The following is an 18,863-nucleotide window of genomic DNA, read 5'->3' on the forward strand; positions in this document are numbered from 1 at the left end:
GCAATTGAAGTTTTAACCGGAATAATTTTACATATAAATACTCAACAAGAACCTTTGGATACGGTGAGCAGAAATCTACCTATTGTGCTTCACACGACTTTTTTATATCTTCGAGATCTACTTCGAGCACTTTTTTCATTGATTTCTTCATGAAAACTCCGAAGACTCCACTCATGATTTTAGCCGGTAAACTTGCAGCTTGACCCTCAAAAGACATCTCAAGAGTTACGACACCATTATTCTTATCAGTAATGTTTAGTCGGGACAGGTAGATTGCACCGTGACTTTCAGCCCTCGTCTGATAATAATCGTACTTCTTACTGTGAGTCACCCACATCACTTCCACGGCTTCTTTTCCAAACATCTTTCTAGTTTCTTTCCACTTCAATCCAACAAGATTATCTCCAACTGGATTTAGGATTTCAATATTGATAATCCCACTGATGACATTAACTGAATTTTCAATATCGGTAATAACTTCCCATACTTTTTCTTTAGTACTATTGATATTTGTTTGTGCCGAAACTTTCATGTGTGAGCCTCCATATATTTTATTTGATAATTTTTCATATTTAAATTCTATCCTTTTTTGAGCTGTATATCTATGAAGAATCTCTTTTATTTCTTTAAATGATGATTGAACATAAAAATTCGAATAATTGAGATGAAAAATTACGTTCATTACTATTATTCAGTTTAAATATGTTATATGATAATGACATCGAAAGTGAGATATCTGTGAATTTGGAAGGAGGGATGATGAAAGTGCTGAACGGCCCAAATCATAAAATTATTGTTGAAAGTTTACGTGAGTACAACCTCAAGAAAAACATTAAAGAACAACTGAAAATAATTAATCCCCTCCTGGGTCAAAAAGAAACAGACGTAAAGGATCATTTAATGAATGCTTTGGTTAATGGTGTAATTACTAGAAGTGAATTTGATTTCTTGGAAATCAAAATGGAGCTCGGTCGTATGTGTTTAGAATTGGAAGAAGTATTAGATGGTATTTATGTCACTTTATTGTTTTATGATAGAGAACGAAATAATGTTTTTCATGGGGCTGGTCCTAGTATTGCTGTGGAGTTCTTTGACTTCTTCGGTGTTATTAATGAACAAGGAATATTAGATGAAAATTGTGCATCTTGTGGAAAAGCTATTTTTACAAAAGAAGTTGTACAAACAGATATTGGAACGAGTACACTATGGACAAACTTTAAAGACGGTGTCATTGAATACGGTTTTAAGTCTTGTACCTCAGTACCATTCTTTACAAACACTGGTCGATTGGCTGGAACGTTTGCTCATTATTCTAAGAGGTCAAACAATCTTTTAACACAAGATGAAGTGGAAATGATTCAAGAAAAAATATCTATGTTTAGTTTTGAAATTCAAACAATATCTGATCGTATTCATGAGTATACGCAAGCTGGAAGTGTTAGTCTGACAATTTAATAAAGAAAGAGGGATTAGCGCATGACTGTTGGAAATCGTCTGAAAATGCTTCGCCTGGAAAAAAGACTAACACTTCAAGAGGTTGCAACTAGAATTGGATTGGCCAAATCATCTTATGCAAGTTATGAAGGGGGACATAGAAATCCTCCTATCGATAAGCTGATAGAATTAGCCCAGCTTTATCATGTTTCAACAGATTATCTACTAAAATTAACGGATATTCCTGATTCTGTTGAATCTCTTCAAAAGCAACATCTCCAATGGGATGGAATAAGGTTAAGTGAAAAGGAATTAGAAATTGTTCATCAGGTTGTTGTATTAATAACCGAAAAGCATCAAGAAAATAATGAGGAAAAGTTGAGACATATGAATAGTGTGTAAAATTCATTGTCTTTTTTTTCTTAAAAGGGTCGCTTAAAGCGAACAAAGTTCAGAATCAGGGGGGCTTAATATGAAAAGTAGATATAATGATCAAATTAGGCTAGAAAACGAAAGAAATACATATAAACATGACATTGATAATGACCAACCACAAAAAAAAAGTATTTCATTCTCGACGAATGACAAAAACAAGATAGTGGGAAAGTTTGCTGCTGGAGTAGCTTATGAGATTGAAAATCCACTTACCTCCATTAAAGAGGTTGTTCAACAATTAAAAAGTATTGAAGTAAGTAAACCGGAATACTATTCAATAATGTATTCCGAGATAAATAAGGTCGAGAAAATCGTAAATAGGCTAATTAAGCTCGGTGAAACGCAATCAGTGAACTTTTGTATAAATAATATTGAACTTATCCTGGAACGAGCTATTATGAGGATAAATGACTTGGCTCTAGTCAAAGATATCAAGATAATTTCAAGTTTAGAGGGAGAGAGGGTATCCATTTACTGCGATCCAGTAAAACTTCAACACGTTTTTGAAAATATTATCAAAAATGCTATTGAGGCTTCAACTTACAATGAAATAGTGTATATCACTTGTAAAACAACTGAAGACCATGTACATATCATGATAAAAGATCAAGCTGCTGGCATCCCTGAGGACAGATTTAGTCATCTTTTTGAACCATTTTACTATATAAAGGATAGCAGTACAGGTTTAGGTCTAATGATTAGTCACAAAGTTATTAAAGAACATAATGGAACAATTCAAGTTGAAAGTGAGTTGGAAAAAGGTACAACAGTAAATATTTACCTTCCATCATTAAATTCATAAGTCCATATATGTTAGCAGTCGGAATAACAGGAGTTTATTATAATGATACAGCATAAATAAAAAATAAAAGTGCCTGTTTCTAAAACGATTAGTTTTTAGAAACAGGCACTTTGTAAATCCAGAAATACTTACGCTTGGATATATATCGCGATTCATTATCTTCGTGTTAAACTATAGGCAGATGAATTTTCAGAAATAGTTCGAAAAAACTTCTTAGAACATACTAGAAATGTATTGATTTTCATCGAAACCGATGTCAATCGGTTATGTCATGTATGAATTTACATAGAAAACATTAGGATGGTGCTTCTTACATGGTTGGTATGGGCTATCGGACGATAAAGACAGCTGTAGGGGCAGGGCTGGCAATGTGGATAGCGAGTTTATTGGATTTGGAATTCGCAACATTTGCAGCAATTATTGTAATAATGTGTATCGAGAAAACGAAGAAAAAGACATTAATTACAATAAAGGATAAATTCTTTGCCTCTCTTTTATCTTTGGTTCTTGGTGCGTTATTGTTTGAACTATTAGGTTATAACCCCATTGTATTTTCCTTGTTTATTTTATTTTTTGTTCCAATTCTTATGAGAACACACATCCAAAGTGGTTTTGTAACAAGTATGGTTGTCGTGCTACATGTGTATACAGTAGGGGAAGCTAACTGGACTATGTTTCTAAACGAGCTTTATATTATTTTCATCGGCATGGGAATTGCTCTTCTCGTCAATAGTTTTATGCCGAATTTCAAGCGAGATATTGAACTATTTAAGAAGGAGATTGAACAAAAGTTTGAAGTTATTCTCTTTGAATTCTCTGCACATTTAAGGGATAGTATGCGAAGCTGGGATGGGAAGGAAATACTAGAGGTAGAAGAATTGATTAATGAATCCAAAAGTATTGCCATTCAAGATGTAGAAAATCATCTGTTGAGAAAACAAGATAAAGATTATTATTATCTGGAAATGCGTGAAGATCAACTGGAACTTCTGAAACAGATGATGAAAATCATCGCTGTTTTCTCCTCATCTAGCCTAGACGTCAAACAGAAAGAAATGTTTGCAGAGTTCTTGGAAAACTTAAGTCGGAACGTTCATTCGGGGGATACAACGGACATTTCATTAAATAAGTTAGAGGAATTAAGTTCCGTAATCGGTGATATGGAGTTGCCTAAGATAAGAGAAGAATTTGAAGTAAGGGCGAATTTGTTTTATTTGATTTTTGAAATGAATAATTACTTAAACATAAAGAAAAAACTTTTCGAGAAAAAAGATTGATAGTGGAATTGGTTTTCATTAAGATTGATTTTATTCTAATACAAAAGTGATCTAGTTTTTTAGGATTAATAAATTTAGAAGGGAGAGAAATAGTATGACAATCGATATAAATCTTGAAGGAGTGCTGGAGGCGAGAGAGAGGATAAAGAAACATGTAATAAGGACTCCTCTTTTAAGAATACCTGCACTGGATAGTATTTTAAATTGTCAGGTGTATTTAAAACCGGAAAATCTACAACATACAGGGTCATTTAAATTAAGAGGCGCATTCAATAGTCTCCTTGCGTTAAGCGACGAAGAAAAAGAATGTGGTGTTGTTTGTTCATCAAGTGGAAACCATGCGCAAGGCATTGCCTGGGCAGCAAAAGAACTTGGCATTAGCGCAAAAATCGTAATGCCTGAAAACTGTAACCCAGTTAAACTTAATAATGTTCAATCCTTTGGGGCAGAAGTACTTTTAATAGGCACGGTGTCTTCTGTTAGGGACAAAGCAGTAAAAGAAATAGTTGAAAATGAGGGAAGGACAGAAATACACCCTTATGCTAATAAATTTGTAAAAGAAGGTCAAGGAACGATAGCATTAGAGATATTTGAGGATGAACCAGACATAGATATGATCGTCGCTCCTATAGGTGGCGGTGGTTTAATTTCAGGTGTGTCTGTGGCAGCTAAATCTCTTAAACCTGAGGTGAAAGTGATAGGTATAGAGCCTTCTGGTGCAAGTAGATACAGCAAAAGTCTCAGTGCTAATAAACCAATAAAATTAGATAAAACAGATACTATAGCTGATGGTACTCGAACGGACCAAGCGGATCTAAACAATTTTGAAATCATAAGGGAATATGTTGATGAAGTTAACTCTGTAGATGATGACGAAATAAAAGAAGCAATTAGACTTATGGTTAAAAAAGGAAAAATGGTAATCGAGCCATCTTCAGCAATGGTTATAGCAGCATTTATGCGCAAAAATAATGGTGCTACTAAAGAGAAAAAAGTTTGTTATGTACTATCTGGTGGTAACAACGATATTGAATTTTTAGCAAACCTATTAATAGGGAAATAAGGTGGAAATCTTCGCATAAGCGTTGACATCCAAACAACCTTTTATAACTACTAAGGTGTATGCTAATGTAAACAAAGGGAAATTGTGCGTGAGGGTGTGAATGATGGGTTACAGGGGTAGAATTGTCGCTGTAGGTATAGTCATTATGTTTAATATTCTTCGGTATTTTTATTACCATCAATATATGGGCGTCAAATTTGAACCGAGCTTTTTTATTTTGACGGCTATTTTTTTAGGGTTTGCCTTACTAGGTGGCAAACAATATGATTTAGCTAAGTTTTATGCTGAGAGAGATACACTGACGAATACTTATAATCGACGTGTAGTTGAGAAAATGTTTAATAAAAGAATTTCTAATTGTGAAAGTAAAAAACAGAAGCTTGCAGTTATTCTTATTGATTTGAATAATTTTAAGGAAATCAACGATGAATTTGGTCACAAAACTGGTGATGAGCTGCTAAGATTTACTGCTGATCTACTGAAGAAGAATGCGAAAAAAGATGATGTTATCATACGTTGGGGTGGTGATGAATTTGTGCATATCATACCCAATAGTGAGCCCGGCTTCGAATTTGACTATATTCATACATTAAACAATGAGTTAACGCATAATGAAATACCATCAATGGGAGCATCAATTGGTATTGCAGTCTTTCCTGATGAAGGAGAGGACTTTGACACGTTAATTCAACAAGCCGATAAAGCGATGTACGAATGGAAATCAAACTTCAGTCAAGATAAAGTACCTGCCGGTCAAAATAAATAGTGAAAGTCGTTATTTAAGAAGAATGAATGTAAATGAGGTTTATTATGAAAGTTGAATTTGAAAATGAAATGATTGAATTTAATGTGAAGTATGGAAAAGGAAAAAAGCTAACGATTCATATGGATTCTTATGGCTTCATCACACTTAAAGCTCCTAATGGTACAAGCCAAGAAGTGATTAAGAGTGCGGTAGTAAGTAAAGGGAGATGGATACTAGAGAAAATGAATGAAATTAAGGCATCTCAGGTTACAACAAACGTCAGAGAGTATCATGACGAGGGAACTTTCCTGTATCTGGGTAAAGAACATTTGCTTCATGAATTAATAGAAATTGGTGAGTACGATGAAGAGACCTTGAAAAATAATCTCAAAAAGTTCTATTTTACCAACTGCAAAAAGATTATTGAAAAGCGTATCAAAATATATGAAGAGAGACTAAAAGTGAAATCTAAAAGCATAGAAATCATTGAGTCGAAACGTAAGTGGGGGAGTTGCAATTCTCAGAAAAACTTGACCTTTAATTATCGTTTGGCTATGGCTCCGATTGAAGTCATTGACTACGTAATCATCCATGAACTCTGTCACATATTACATATGAATCACGATCGTTCATTTTGGAGGCGAGTTGGAAGCGTTATGCCGGACTATAAAGAAAAGGAGAAGTATTTGGAAAGACACGGGCAATCCATGTCATTTTAAACCAGATATGTAGCCTTCGTTGTGGGAATGCCTATTACTATAGCATGATAGATTGAAGTGTAAATCCATCAATGAAATTATTGAATTAAATAATTAAATTGTACTATTTCTAATAACTCAGTACAATACATATTAATTAGAAATATGAATAACTGGGTAGGAAAATACTGCACTGCCAATTGAAATAGTGGGGGTACAACTGTGAAAAGCATAATGAAACAGTGGAGTAAATTGACTCTAGTTAAACAAATTATTGTAGGTTTAGTTGTTGGTATTATTCTTGCACTTACAATTCCAGAATTTGCACAACCAATTGTGATTTTTGGTGCCATATTTGTTGGTGCTTTGAAAGCAATTGCACCCGTTTTGGTTTTGTTCTTAGTTATTTCGGCAATCGCTCAACATAAAAAAGGGCATAAAACAAATATGAAATCCGTTCTAATTCTCTATCTTTCGGGAACGTTTTTAGCAGCAGTAGTTGCGGTTGTAGTTAGTTTTATTTTCCCTGTTAATATAACTCTTGTAGCGGGTGCTGAGGGTGTAACTCCTCCTAGTGGTGTTGTTGAAGTGTTGAAAACACTCCTTCTAAATATTGTAGATAACCCTGTGAATGCGGTTGTTACTGGAAATTATATCGGTATTTTAGCTTGGGCGGTTGTTCTTGGACTTGCTTTGAAAAATGCTGCTGAATCTACAAAAACGATGATTTTGAACGTTTCAGACGCAATTACTAAAGTAGTTACATGGATTATTAAATTGGCTCCATTAGGAATAATGGGTCTTGTGTTTGAGGCTATTACAACTAGTGGACTGGATGCGTTACTAGGTTATGGTAAATTACTCGCTGTACTGGTGGGATCTATGTTAATCGTAGCTTTAGTTGTAAATCCTATCCTGGTGTATGTTTACATTAGGCAAAATCCGTACCCAATTGTTTTTAAATGCTTAAGAGAAAGCGGCATTACAGCATTCTTTACACGCAGTTCGGCTTCCAATATTCCTGTGAATATGAGATTGTGTGAAAATCTTGGGTTGAATAAAGACAGTTATTCAGTTTCAATTCCATTAGGCGCAACAATCAATATGGGTGGTGCAGCTGTTACTATTACAGTATTGACTTTAGCAGCTGTTCATACACTTGGAATTCCAGTAGATCTTCCTACAGCAATTATTCTCAGCGTATTAGCCGCTGTAAGTGCTTGTGGTGCATCAGGAGTTGCCGGGGGATCATTACTCCTTATTCCTCTAGCTGCTAGTTTATTTGGAATACCAGCCGATATCGCGATGCAAGTGGTAGGTGTAGGATTTATCATCGGTGTTCTCCAAGACTCATTTGAAACAGGACTTAATTCATCAACAGATGTACTTTTCACTGCAGCCGCAGAGTATAAAGAGTGGCGTAAAGAAGGTAAGAAAATTGAAATCAATAAAGTAAACTAAAAATAATTGCACCTTGTACTGTTAGAGTCTTTTAACAGTGCAAGGTGTTTTTTATTAATCCGTGCTTTGTATTCGTAAAATTAATTTTCAACGAGTAGCAATCCCCGAAGTAAGTCATAGGATAGGTATAATCATATTCATTCTGAAAAGGGGTATTGTATGGATTCTAATACTATGGGGCATCCGAGTATTGTTGCGTTTACTCAAGGGGACGTCACTGGGGATAGAGTAATCGATCAGGTATATTTAACGGGTACTAAAACACCGGAGAGTCCATTCACACAAAATATAACTCTTCATATTAAGAATGGAAAAACAGGCATCACAACAAGTATTCAGTTAAGAGATAACGTCGGTTATAATCCATCTTTGTTTTTAGGCGATTTTACTGGGAATGGCGTAGATGAAATACTAATAGGCATTAATACTGGTGGCAGTGGTGGGGTTATGATCTATTACATTGTTTCTTTTATTGGGAGTAAAGCACAATTACTTTTTGATTATAATATGTATAATCATCAATACCAATATGACGTTACGTATTTAAACAACTACAAAGTTAAAGTGGTCAGCAAGGCTAATCATGAAAAATATATCATCGACTTAACTACAAAGGGGCCGGAGTATTTAAATGAAATATACGATAAAAATGGCAAACTTAAAAGCCCAATAACGGGTTTTGTGGATCCTTTAAGCGGCTTATACCCAGTAGATTTCGATTCGAATAAAGTGTTTGAACTTTTAGCTTATCAAAAAATAGCCGGTAGATATCATGCAGATTCTTTAGGGTATATGTTAAACACTCTAAGTTGGAAGGAAAATCGATTTATATTGCAAACTCAGTATTTAGCTATTTTTTAATTTAAGAGCCTAAACAAGTCAACATTAAACGAACATTCCCCTACAATGCTGATTAGACATTGTAGGGGAATGTTTTTTACTTTTTCTTAGGTGTGTTGCCTTTGTGCTTATTGACATTCGGTTTTTTCTTCTTGGGATCTTTTGGCTTTGTAAAGTCGGGTTCCTCGCCGAATTCAGTGTTGTAGTTAAGATCTTTATGGACATGCCTTGTTGAATCCACCTCAACTTCTTCCATAGGTTTAAACAATTGGGCTAAGCAAGCCAGTCCACTTATTCCTACAAGGCCAAAGATTACCCTGGACAAAAATGCATCTTGTCCACCAAAAATAGCCGACACCAAATCAAACCTAAAAAAACCAATGAGTCCCCAGTTTATTGCACCAATAATGACTAGAGCCAAAGCAGTCCTTTGAATTGCGCCCACTAACGAACACCTCCTTTATTATTTGAATCTTTATCAATAATTTGTTTTATTGATAAAGATTCATTCTTATCTTTAGCCAAAATTCATTTTTTATGAATAATTTATAGAAGGTGAACTATTAAATTCTGTTCATACGTTCGAGTGATTTAATTGATAATTAAAAATTTTTGGTTTATGCTTGAATAGATTTTAGTAAATCGTTATTCTGTCACTAAGAAATGATCGATAAGAAATAAATGGGGGAAAACAGGGGGCAAATTAAATGCGTATCGAGAAGATTGTAGTACGAAAACTGAAAATGGATTATAGATTTCCATTTGAAACAAGTTTTGCTAGAACAACAGATCGAGAATTTTTAATTATCGAAGCCTATAGTGAAGGGCTTGTCGGTTACGGGGAGTGTGTTGTAAGTGCGGATCCGTATTACAGTGAGGAAACGGTTGGAACAGCATCGCATATTATAGAAGAATTTTTAGTGCCGCTCGTATTTAGCAAAGACCAAATTCCACACCCTGATGACATCAACAAGGATTTTAGCCGTATTCGCCGAAATAACATGGCGAAGTCTGCAATTGAAGGGGCTCTATGGGATTTATATGCTAAAAAGAAAAACATTACTCTGACTGAAGCGGTAGGCGGTAAAAAGTCGAAAATTGAAGTCGGAGTTAGTATTGGAATTCAAGAATCGCTAGAAGAGTTATTTGCACAAGTTCAAGATAGTTTAGACAAAGGGTTTAATAAAATAAAAATGAAAATCAAGCCTGGTAAAGATATTGAAATGCTTAGAGCTGTTCGAGAGAAGTTTGGTGATATACCATTGATGGCAGATGCCAACTCTGCTTATACACTGGATGATATTGACCTTTTCAAGGAAATGGATAGTCTTAATTTAATGATGATTGAGCAACCCCTGGCACACGATGACATCATTAAACATGCAACTTTACAAAAAGCAATTACAACACCGATTTGTTTGGATGAAAGTATTCATTCACTAGAAGATGCACAAAATGCAATTGAACTTGGCAGCTGTAAAATCATTAATATTAAGATTGGCCGAGTAGGCGGTATTTCAGAAGCGATAAAAATACATGACTACTGCAAAGAGAAAAACATTCCAGTATGGTGTGGTGGAATGCTCGAGTCCGGTGTAGGCCGTGCGCACAACATCGCTATTACAACATTGGAGAATTTTACAATTCCAGGTGACACAGCACCTTCTTCAAGATATTGGCATAAAGATATCATCACACCTGAAGTTGTTATGGATGAGGAAGGTTATATTCATGTTCCAGAACAAGCGGGAATTGGTTTTGATATCGATCAAGAAGCATTAGATAAAGTAACAGTAGATATTAAAACATACACAAATAAATAAACGAACCGAAATAAAAAACATCTGCGCTACTGTTATACTTTTGATAAGTATAATAAGCACAGGTGTTTTTTATTTTTTTTTACAAAGGAGAACTGTGAAATGACAGCAGAAACATCAACAGTAAAAAAAGTACATATTCTATTTGGACCTTCCGCTTTCGGTTCTTTAAAAATGGCGTTAAAGACAATGAAATTGAATAAACAAGAACAAGTTATTGCTTTTAGAGAAGTGTTCTCCGTGGGGCCAGTTTTGCGCTTGCATGAAGAAGCTGGTCGGCAGTTAAGAAGTAAATGGCAGGACAACAATCTTAATTATAAGTTGGAAGATTCAAGCGAGTATCATAAGTTGTTTACACAAGCATTGAATGAAGTTTTTGCAATACCAGAAGAAAGTCAAATCGTAATTTGGACTGGAAGCAATGCCCATGAGCAGACCGGATTGCGTTTCGCATTGTATTTATTGCAAGGCAAATGTACTGATATACGAGTCATAAATACAGCAGAAGCTTATGGGGAATTGTTCAATACAAAAAAAGTAACTTATGAAATTAGGCATTCAGGTGAAATCGACTCGGAACGATTTGAAAAGATTTATAAGCGATATGAAAAGTGTGCGCCGTTAACTAAAAGTGATCGAAAGACTCTGGAAGGCGAATGGACGAACATTTCAGAAACACATGAAACACTTCGGATTTGGAAAGACGGTACGATTGAAAGCCATTCTGAAGAGTATTACGATCAATACATCCTTAATATGGCTAAAAAACTGGAGAATGAGTGCGAACCAGGAGAATTCATGATTGCGCCGCGGGTAATCGGCGAAGTACTGGGTCATTTAAACCAATATGTGGACGATCAATTCTTTGAGTATCGGATTAGATCATTGATTGAAAAAGATGAATTTGAAATGAAAGGCAATTTGAAAGGAATGCGTTTTTATAGTGTCCGCTTGAAAAAGTAATTGATAAATAAAGCGTCAAAGCAATCTTCATTTGCTTTGACGCTTTTGTTGTTGCTTTACGATGGGAACTGGCCACCAAGCATACATACACTAAGATAGTACACATTCAAATAAAGGAAGTGAGATGTGAAACGATTATTTACGAAAACGAATGGTGGGCTTTTGCTATTAGTCTGCATCTGGGGCATAAGTTGGCCAATTTATAAACTAACGGTGCCTCATAGTCCTCCACTTCTGTTTGCCGGGCTGCGTGCATTATTCGGAGGTTTACTCTTAGCCATAATACTATATAAAATACGCAATAAAATAAATTGGCGCACTAATTGGCCTAAGTATTGTATATCTGCACTCTTTAATACGGTTTTTTTCTTTGGATTTCATACAGTTGGGTTAATGTATTTACCGGGAGGACTCTTTTCGGTTCTAGTGTATTTTCAGCCAGTGTTACTTGGATTGTTTGCCTGGTTATGGTTGGGAGAAAATATGACAGTCCTTAAGCTCGTAGGTCTACTTATTGGTTTCATTGGTATTATCATCGTGAGTATTGATGGACTAATTGTTCATATATCCTTTGTAGGAGTTGTATTGGGGCTAGTTACAGCATTCGTATGGGCACTTGGAGTGGTTTATATTAAAAGAGTTGGAAACGATGTAGATGCTTACTGGATGGTTGCAATGCAGTTTATTATCGGAGGATTTGTGCTTCTCATAACTGGAACAGTTTTTGAAAGTTGGACGGCAATTAATTGGAATGGGATATTTCTATTCGGACTTGGTTTCGGTGTAACGATGGGAATACCCGTCGCCTATGTGATTTACTACACTCTTGTAAAAGCAGGAGAGGCGAGCAAAGTAGGTTCCTTCACATTTCTAGTACCAATTATATCTGTTTTCGTTGGGGTACTGTTTTTAGATGAACCCGCTACTTTTACATTGATTGTTGGACTTTTATTAGTCGTTTTAAGCATATATATGGTGAATTCGAGTGGATACAAATGGGGCGATACTTACAAAAAGTACTTAAGCAAATTTCGTTCTTAATTGCTTAAGTACTTTTTAATTGAGTTACAAATTATAAAAGGTTTTTGTGTTTCCATAAATTTGTTCATATACATCATTCAAATCCATTTTCTTTATGTACGCAATTGTTGCAATAGACTGGTGCATCATTTTTGGATGTGTGACCTGATTTTCAAAAGGTCCAGTAAATGGCCAAGGTCCATCGGTTTCTATCATCATTTGTTCAATGGGATAGAGTTCAATTAGGGACTGTATTTCCTGTTCATACACACAATCGGGTGTAACCGAAATAAAATAACCATTTTCAATCATTCGTTCAAGTGTTGAAACAGAACCTTTAAACCAATGAAAATGAGCCTTTTTGACAGAATGTCTTTCAAGAAAATCACATGTCGTAACTGCATCTTCATAAATAGAGTGTAGAACGATAGGCTTGTTCCAGTCACTTGCTTTACGAATGAATACTTCAAGTGCTTCAATATACGGTTCAAGTGGAAGATCGATATTACTTTCCTTCAAATAATAGGGGAGCCCAACTTCACCAATCGCAACCATCTTATTTTTATTTAATTCCATAAACGAAATCAATTCCTGAAGTTCACTTTCGGAAGGTGCGTTTTGTTCTGGATGAAAACCGAATGCGGAATGGATTCCTTTATGAGATTCCGATAGTTTTAAATTATGGATACTTGAAGGAAGGTTCATTGAAATGCTGATTACATCAGTGAGTTCTGACGTTGGACTTTCCAAATAGTCAATAATCATTTTCCGGACGGTTCCATCGTATTGGTCAAGATGACTATGTGCATCAATGATTGAACGGGCTCTATTAACTTCGTAAGTCATTATGAATCTCCCTTTTCAATTTCATGAACTCATCACTTAATAATAAATCTTCAGTACGTGGACGAGAAAAAGGTATAATGATTTCTTTTTTTATGGAAGCAGGTTTATCTGAAAGAACTAGAATACGGTCCGATAAAAATAGGGCCTCTTCAATATTATGTGTAATAAAAAGAATTGATTTTTGGTATTCTTTCCAAATGGATAACAGCCATTCTTGCATTTCAAAACGCGTAAATTCATCTAATGCGGAAAAGGGTTCATCTAAACAGATAATGGACTGAGGACTGTTGAGACTGCGAATGAACGCAACACGTTGTTTCATACCGCCAGACAGTTGGTGCGGATAAGCATCTTCATATCCACTAAGTCCGGCCTTTTCAATAAGTTCTAAAGCATTCCCGGCATCTTTTTTACCAGCAATTTCAGAACTTAACAAAACATTCTTCAAAATGGTTCGCCAAGGAAAAAGCGATGGATTTTGGGGCATATAGCTAATATGTCCGCGAGTATTGATAAGGTTTTTGCCGTCCAAAGTTATCGTGCCGCTATCGGGAGCAATAAGACCACCAATCAGATGAAATAACGTACTTTTACCACTGCCCGAAGGTCCAACAATCGTGACAAATTCACCCTCATTCACATGAAAAGAGACATCTTGAAGTACTTTGGTTGCTCCATATGATTTTGATATATGCTGTAAATGTAATTTACCCATTCAGTGAATTACCTCCTTGCCGTTGCCATTTCAGCACCCACTTTTCAATCAGTGCAATGATTGCAAAAAAGGTCAAACTTAATATCATAATTAAAAAGATTGCTACAAAAACACGGTCCGTTTTAAATGAAGATGAAGCAAGTGTCATATATACACCAATCCCTTTTCCAGAACCAAGCCATTCGGAAATAACCGCACCCATAACGCTATAAGTACCGGCAATTTTTAAACCTGAAAATATGGCCGGTAGAGCATGTGGCCACTGAAGCTTCCAAAAAACTTGCTTATTCGACGCGCCAGTCATTTTCATATAATGCAGTAGATCTTTATCGGTTTGTCGAAATCCATCAAGTGTTGCAATGGTAACTGGAAAAAAGCAGACAAGCACAATTACAATTACTTTAGGTAACATTCCGAAACCAAACCAAATGACAAGCAAAGGTGCTAAAACGATAATGGGTATATTTTGAGACAAAATAAGCAGTGGATAGAATGCTTCTTGAAGCATTGGAAGTCTAAATAAAAAGATTGCGACGACGAGCCCGACGCTAATCCCAATTGCATATCCGGTTAAAGTGAGACGGATTGTGGATAGGATATGCCCGGAATAATGCATCCATCCATGAATAGCCTCTTGCCATACTTGTGAAGGAACAGGGAGCAGCCATACAGGGATATCAAAAATGCGACCTGCCATTTCCCACAAGATAAGCAAAAGGAGGAGGACCGATAATGGTCTCCATCCTCTTTGTAAAATAGACTTCAACGGTATTTTTCTGTTAATGCATTCATAGACGCTCCGTCAGGTCTATAGAAGATTTTTACTTGTGAAATGATGCTCAGTGAACCCAATTCAATCATTCGTTCATTCATTTTTTGGATAATCTCTAAGAGCTCCGCCAAATTACCTTCCATTGTTGTTTCGAGTGGGGAAACTTGGTATGGGACTCCTGCTTCAATAATCACTGCAATCGCAGCATCGACATAAGGAATTACATCCTCGCCATTAGGTGTTTTCGGTATAATTTGGATACTTACTAATGCGTTTGTCATTTGAAATGCCTCCTTATTTAGGTAAAAATTCATTTGTAAAAGCGTCTTCTGGAATAAACTCACCTTCGAGTAAGCTGTTTTCATTCATCCAGTCTGCATAGTCTTTCCAAACTTCAAGTTTTTGTTCACCCCATTGATCGGCATCTTCTTTATATTTCGGCGAAATCCATTGTTGGCTTGCTTTAACAAGTTCTTCGTCAAGGTCAGGAACTGCTTTCGAGAAAATTGCTGCTGCCTCGTCTGGTTTGTCAATTGCAAATTCATACCCTCTTGAAATTGCTTTGACAAAAGCACGAACCGTCTCTGGATTCTCGCTAATCATTTTTTCATTTGTAATAAAAACAGGTGTGTAATAGTCGAGCTTTTTTGTGTAGTCATTAAGGTATTGCATATTTAAGTCAATTCCGCGAAGTTCAGCTTCAACTCCGGTCCATGCATAGTAAATCCAAGCAAAATCGATGTCACGCTCAAGTGCGGTAAAGAAGTCGGAATTTCCCATATTGATGAACTCAACTTTTTTGACATCCGCATTTTCCGGTTCCATTAAAGAGGAAATTATGGCTTCTTCCACTGGGGCTCCCCAACCACCATAGGTTTTACCTTCATAATCTTTTGGCGATTCTATGCCGTCTTTCTTCAAGGAAGCAAACCCCGAAGTATTGTGTTGAAGAATTGTAGAGATGGAGACGATTGGAATATCTTGTACACGTGCTTCTGTAATGGATTCTTGTGCACTAATTCCAAACTGTGCTTTACCCGCAGCTACGAGTTGGTCTGCACCCGCTTCGCCAGGAAGCATAATATCCACATCAAGACCTTCTTCTTCAAAAAAGCCTTGTTCTTTCGCTATATATAAGCCGGTATGGTTCGTATTTGGAGTCCAGTCCAATACAAATTGAACCTTTTCCAATTTCCCGTCTTGCTCAGTTTCTTTACTTTTCTCTGTCGTACATGCTGTAAGTAATAAAGTAAGCATGATGAACGCAATAATCTTTTTCAATTCGTTTCCTCCTAATAAATTCATAGCAATTACAAATGAACAATTTTTCGGAATACAAAAATGCGTTCTCCGGACAACCGAAGAACGCATAAACATAGACATAGCTAATGAGTATGTTCCCTCCGCTGGCTTTAACCAGATCAGGTTCAAAGGGTCTATACTTCTCGAGTATATCTCAACCAGCTAAACTGGTTCCCCCACATAAAATGTAACTGTATGAAATTTTGAATTATAGTACACTTTCTACTTTGCCACATTTATTCAAATGAATCAAGTGCAACATTTCCTTTTTACTCATAGACAAGTGAAGAAATTAGAAAAGTATGGCACAATGAGGATAGAGTTATTTGAATATTAGGAGGAATGGCGGATGAAACCCAAAGTATATGCAACATACAAAATGCCTGATGATGTGGAACGATTTATGAAACAACATTGTGATATTCGTAAGTGGGAAGGAGAAGAGTTAATTCCTCGGGACGTGCTTTTAAAAGAGATTGCGAATGTAGATGGTCTGTATTCTTCACGCAATTCGGGCGGAATCGTTGATGAAGAACTCCTTCAAAGCGCGCCCCATTTAAAAGCAATTAGCACCGTTTCTGTTGGATATAATCATTTTGATGTTGAGGCGATGAAAAAATATAATGTCATAGGAACCCATACACCAGATGTGTTAAATGAAACAGTTGCAGATTTGACATTTGGACTAATTTTATCGACCGCGAGACGAATTGTTGAATTGGATCGATATGTAAAAAAAGGGAATTGGAAGTCCACTGCGGCATACAGCGAGACTTATGGACGAGATGTACATAGCAGTACAATAGGAATTATTGGAATGGGTAGAATTGGAGAAGCCGTCGCGAAAAGAGCGAAATTTGGTTTCGATATGGATGTTCTGTACTACAATCGAAACAGAAAACAGGAGGCAGAAGAGAAATACGGAGCCGAATATTGCGAGTTGGAATCTCTTTTAAAAAGATCAGATTTTGTCGTACTTATGACGCCACTCACACCGGAAACCGTCCGAATTATCGGAGCCAAAGAATTCAAGCTAATGAAAAAAACTGCGTGCTTCATAAACGTTTCCCGTGGTCAAACTGTGGACGAAAAAGCCATGATAGATGCGCTAAATAACGGAGAAATTTATGCAGCAGGATTAGACGTATATGAAACGGAACCGGTTGAAATGGACAATCCACTACTCACTATGCCAAACGTAGTCACAGTACCACATATTGGTTCAGCTACAGCCAAAACTGAAGACGCCATGGCAATGAAAGCAGCAGAAAACATCGTCGCGATATTAACCGGAAAAGGAAAGTTTGATAAAGCAGATTAATGAAAACCAGTAACTCAAGTGCATTATGCATTTGAGTGCTGCAGGAGTTGGGATAATAAACTAATTACCATTGAATTAGAATCGTATTTAGTTATGCTTCTATTTTTTTAATTAACTAAATAAGAGCCTTATTTTAATAGGGTTTTTATGGATATCATTTAAAAATCGAGCCTTTAGTCAAGTAAGTTTTATGGTTTGTAAAGCTTACCGATGATGAATGAAAGAAGGGATTATAATGACAAATTATTATTATATTGCCTCAGATAAAAAGTTGGAAGATGGTAATGCTTATATTCGTTTACTAAGGGTGATTGCTATGAAAAAGAAAGATACCAGAATGATTTTATCTGCAAGTGTACTTGTTGGAATAGTAGCTGTTTTGTCTGACTATATCTTTCCTAGTGTTAGCCAAACGATTAAAACATTTATTATAGGATTAGCAGGTTTGGTCGGTGCTTTGATAGGTCCCAAATTATTTCTGGACAAAGACTACAATAACAAGAAATAAAATAAAAAATATAATTCAACATTCGGGTGCTAAAACAGAACAAATATTGTGCTTCAATTGGGCCGATTTTTCGGAAGAAAGTAAGATTTTGAGAGTGGGAAAATAATTGATTCCATTAGTATATGACCAAATTAATGGCTGGGGCAAAGACGATGAATTCTTTTTAGGGCTTCTGAATAAGATAAATGCGGAAAAAATAGCTGATTCGGGTTGTGGAACAGGAAGACTGACAACTCATTTTGCCAAGGCAGGTTATCATATTACAGCTATTGACCCGAATATAGAAGCGATTGAATATGCGAAAAGTAAGGAATATCAGGACGTAGTGACTTGGATTGTTGGTGATAGCACAAATTTACAAACAAATGAGTTCGACGCTGTAATTATGACAGCAAATGTTGCCCAAGTATTTCTTACAGAGGATAGTTGGAAGAACGTCGTTTCAGATGCATATCGAGCATTAAAATCTGGAGGACACTTTATTTTTGATACACGTAATCCATTAGTTAAAGTATGGAAAGAGTGGGCAAAGGATGAAACTCCTAATGTTGCAACGGATCAGCTCAGCGGTGAGCGGCTTGAAATTTGGACGGAATACGAGGGGTTCGTAGAAGATGTATTTACGTTTTACGAAACTGTGAAAAATGCACGTACGGATGAAGTAGTTATTCATGAAAAAATACAATTAAGATTCTGAACCGAAGAAGAAATCTATGAATCATTACACCGAGTAGGTTTTTCACAAATTCAAACCTATGGGGATTGGGAATTCGAACAGGCAACTAAGGAAACAAAGTCATTTATTTTTCACGGTGTGAAATAAGGGGTTTCTCCGTATATC

At 36.0% G+C, this 18,863-nt stretch carries 22 protein-coding genes and 1 riboswitch; of the genes, 15 read left to right on the forward strand and 7 right to left on the reverse strand.

Annotation, left to right across the window (positions count from 1 at the left end; genetic code table 11):
* Positions 1-79: 79 nt before the first annotated feature.
* Positions 80-532: an SRPBCC family protein gene (locus ACFSFY_RS06770; RefSeq protein ID WP_381536510.1), complete on the reverse strand. Its 453-nt coding sequence runs from the start codon at positions 530-532 to the stop codon at positions 80-82.
* A 233-nt stretch (positions 533-765) separates the two neighbouring features.
* Here ACFSFY_RS06770 and ACFSFY_RS06775 point away from each other — a divergent pair, with 233 nt between their 5' ends.
* From ACFSFY_RS06775 to ACFSFY_RS06815, 9 genes are all read left to right on the forward strand, one after another.
* Positions 766-1,455, forward strand: a complete 690-nt coding sequence (locus ACFSFY_RS06775) for a GAF domain-containing protein (RefSeq protein WP_381536512.1) — start codon at positions 766-768, stop codon at positions 1,453-1,455.
* A gap of 21 nt (positions 1,456-1,476) precedes the next feature.
* Positions 1,477-1,836 carry a helix-turn-helix domain-containing protein gene (locus tag ACFSFY_RS06780; protein WP_381536514.1) on the forward strand — a complete coding sequence of 120 codons (360 nt, stop codon included), beginning with the start codon at positions 1,477-1,479 and terminating at the stop codon, positions 1,834-1,836.
* Positions 1,837-1,906: 70 nt separating this feature from the next.
* A complete protein-coding gene (locus tag ACFSFY_RS06785; RefSeq protein WP_381536516.1) occupies positions 1,907-2,671 on the forward strand; it encodes an ATP-binding protein in 765 nt (254 codons plus the stop codon).
* 314 nt (positions 2,672-2,985) lie between these two features.
* The gene (locus ACFSFY_RS06790; protein WP_381536518.1) at positions 2,986-3,948 is read left to right on the forward strand and encodes an aromatic acid exporter family protein; all 963 of its coding nucleotides are present in this window, start codon (positions 2,986-2,988) and stop codon (positions 3,946-3,948) included.
* Positions 3,949-4,042: 94 nt separating this feature from the next.
* A complete protein-coding gene (locus ACFSFY_RS06795; RefSeq protein ID WP_381536520.1) occupies positions 4,043-5,011 on the forward strand; it encodes a threonine ammonia-lyase in 969 nt (322 codons plus the stop codon).
* A 100-nt stretch (positions 5,012-5,111) separates the two neighbouring features.
* A complete protein-coding gene (locus ACFSFY_RS06800; protein ID WP_381536522.1) occupies positions 5,112-5,777 on the forward strand; it encodes a GGDEF domain-containing protein in 666 nt (221 codons plus the stop codon).
* Positions 5,778-5,821: 44 nt separating this feature from the next.
* Positions 5,822-6,475, forward strand: coding sequence for a M48 family metallopeptidase (locus ACFSFY_RS06805; protein ID WP_381536524.1), 654 nt, complete (start codon positions 5,822-5,824; stop codon positions 6,473-6,475).
* A 201-nt stretch (positions 6,476-6,676) separates the two neighbouring features.
* The gene (gene sstT / locus ACFSFY_RS06810) at positions 6,677-7,915 is read left to right on the forward strand and encodes a serine/threonine transporter SstT (protein WP_381536526.1); all 1,239 of its coding nucleotides are present in this window, start codon (positions 6,677-6,679) and stop codon (positions 7,913-7,915) included.
* A 159-nt stretch (positions 7,916-8,074) separates the two neighbouring features.
* A complete protein-coding gene (locus tag ACFSFY_RS06815; protein WP_381536528.1) occupies positions 8,075-8,776 on the forward strand; it encodes a VCBS repeat-containing protein in 702 nt (233 codons plus the stop codon).
* Between the two features lie 76 nt (positions 8,777-8,852).
* Here the strand turns inward: ACFSFY_RS06815 and ACFSFY_RS06820 are convergent, their stop codons facing one another.
* On the reverse strand, positions 8,853-9,200 hold the full coding sequence (locus tag ACFSFY_RS06820) for a DUF378 domain-containing protein (RefSeq protein ID WP_381536530.1): 348 nt from the start codon (positions 9,198-9,200) through the stop codon (positions 8,853-8,855).
* A 262-nt stretch (positions 9,201-9,462) separates the two neighbouring features.
* Here ACFSFY_RS06820 and menC point away from each other — a divergent pair, with 262 nt between their 5' ends.
* The 3 genes from menC (at position 9,463) to ACFSFY_RS06835 (ending at position 12,579) form a co-directional block, all read left to right on the forward strand.
* Entirely contained in the window at positions 9,463-10,578 is a 1,116-nt protein-coding gene (gene menC, locus ACFSFY_RS06825; RefSeq protein ID WP_381536532.1) for an o-succinylbenzoate synthase, read from the forward strand.
* Between the two features lie 99 nt (positions 10,579-10,677).
* Positions 10,678-11,538, forward strand: coding sequence for a DUF1835 domain-containing protein (locus ACFSFY_RS06830; protein ID WP_381536534.1), 861 nt, complete (start codon positions 10,678-10,680; stop codon positions 11,536-11,538).
* Between the two features lie 126 nt (positions 11,539-11,664).
* Positions 11,665-12,579 carry a DMT family transporter gene (locus ACFSFY_RS06835; protein WP_381536536.1) on the forward strand — a complete coding sequence of 305 codons (915 nt, stop codon included), beginning with the start codon at positions 11,665-11,667 and terminating at the stop codon, positions 12,577-12,579.
* Positions 12,580-12,603: 24 nt separating this feature from the next.
* Here the strand turns inward: ACFSFY_RS06835 and ACFSFY_RS06840 are convergent, their stop codons facing one another.
* The 5 genes from ACFSFY_RS06840 to ACFSFY_RS06860 are packed head-to-tail and all read right to left on the reverse strand — an operon-like array spanning position 12,604 to position 16,172.
* Positions 12,604-13,404, reverse strand: coding sequence for a TatD family hydrolase (locus ACFSFY_RS06840; protein ID WP_381536538.1), 801 nt, complete (start codon positions 13,402-13,404; stop codon positions 12,604-12,606).
* Positions 13,388-14,119, reverse strand: a complete 732-nt coding sequence (locus tag ACFSFY_RS06845) for an ABC transporter ATP-binding protein (RefSeq protein ID WP_381536540.1) — start codon at positions 14,117-14,119, stop codon at positions 13,388-13,390. Before ACFSFY_RS06845 ends, ACFSFY_RS06840 begins: the two co-directional genes overlap by 17 nt.
* The gene (locus tag ACFSFY_RS06850; RefSeq protein ID WP_381536542.1) at positions 14,112-14,885 is read right to left on the reverse strand and encodes an ABC transporter permease; all 774 of its coding nucleotides are present in this window, start codon (positions 14,883-14,885) and stop codon (positions 14,112-14,114) included. The genes ACFSFY_RS06845 and ACFSFY_RS06850 overlap by 8 nt, the downstream gene beginning before the upstream one ends.
* On the reverse strand, positions 14,882-15,172 hold the full coding sequence (locus ACFSFY_RS06855; protein WP_381536544.1) for a thiamine-binding protein: 291 nt from the start codon (positions 15,170-15,172) through the stop codon (positions 14,882-14,884). Before ACFSFY_RS06855 ends, ACFSFY_RS06850 begins: the two co-directional genes overlap by 4 nt.
* Before the next feature lie 13 nt (positions 15,173-15,185).
* Positions 15,186-16,172, reverse strand: coding sequence for an ABC transporter substrate-binding protein (locus tag ACFSFY_RS06860; protein WP_381536546.1), 987 nt, complete (start codon positions 16,170-16,172; stop codon positions 15,186-15,188).
* A 100-nt stretch (positions 16,173-16,272) separates the two neighbouring features.
* Positions 16,273-16,381, reverse strand: a riboswitch (TPP riboswitch).
* 161 nt (positions 16,382-16,542) lie between these two features.
* On the opposite strand from ACFSFY_RS06860, the gene ACFSFY_RS06865 reads away from it, so the two are divergent.
* From ACFSFY_RS06865 to ACFSFY_RS06875, 3 genes are all read left to right on the forward strand, one after another.
* Positions 16,543-17,514, forward strand: a complete 972-nt coding sequence (locus tag ACFSFY_RS06865) for a 2-hydroxyacid dehydrogenase (RefSeq protein WP_381536547.1) — start codon at positions 16,543-16,545, stop codon at positions 17,512-17,514.
* Positions 17,515-17,749: 235 nt separating this feature from the next.
* Positions 17,750-18,022 (forward strand): hypothetical protein, encoded by a 273-nt coding sequence (locus ACFSFY_RS06870; RefSeq protein WP_381536549.1) that lies wholly within the window; start codon positions 17,750-17,752, stop codon positions 18,020-18,022.
* A 106-nt stretch (positions 18,023-18,128) separates the two neighbouring features.
* Positions 18,129-18,719, forward strand: a complete 591-nt coding sequence (locus ACFSFY_RS06875) for a class I SAM-dependent methyltransferase (RefSeq protein WP_381536551.1) — start codon at positions 18,129-18,131, stop codon at positions 18,717-18,719.
* Positions 18,720-18,863: the final 144 nt, after the last annotated feature.

The organism is Sporosarcina siberiensis (assembly GCF_042681925.1).
GTDB classification, from domain to species: Bacteria; Bacillota; Bacilli; order Bacillales_A; family Planococcaceae; genus Sporosarcina; species Sporosarcina siberiensis.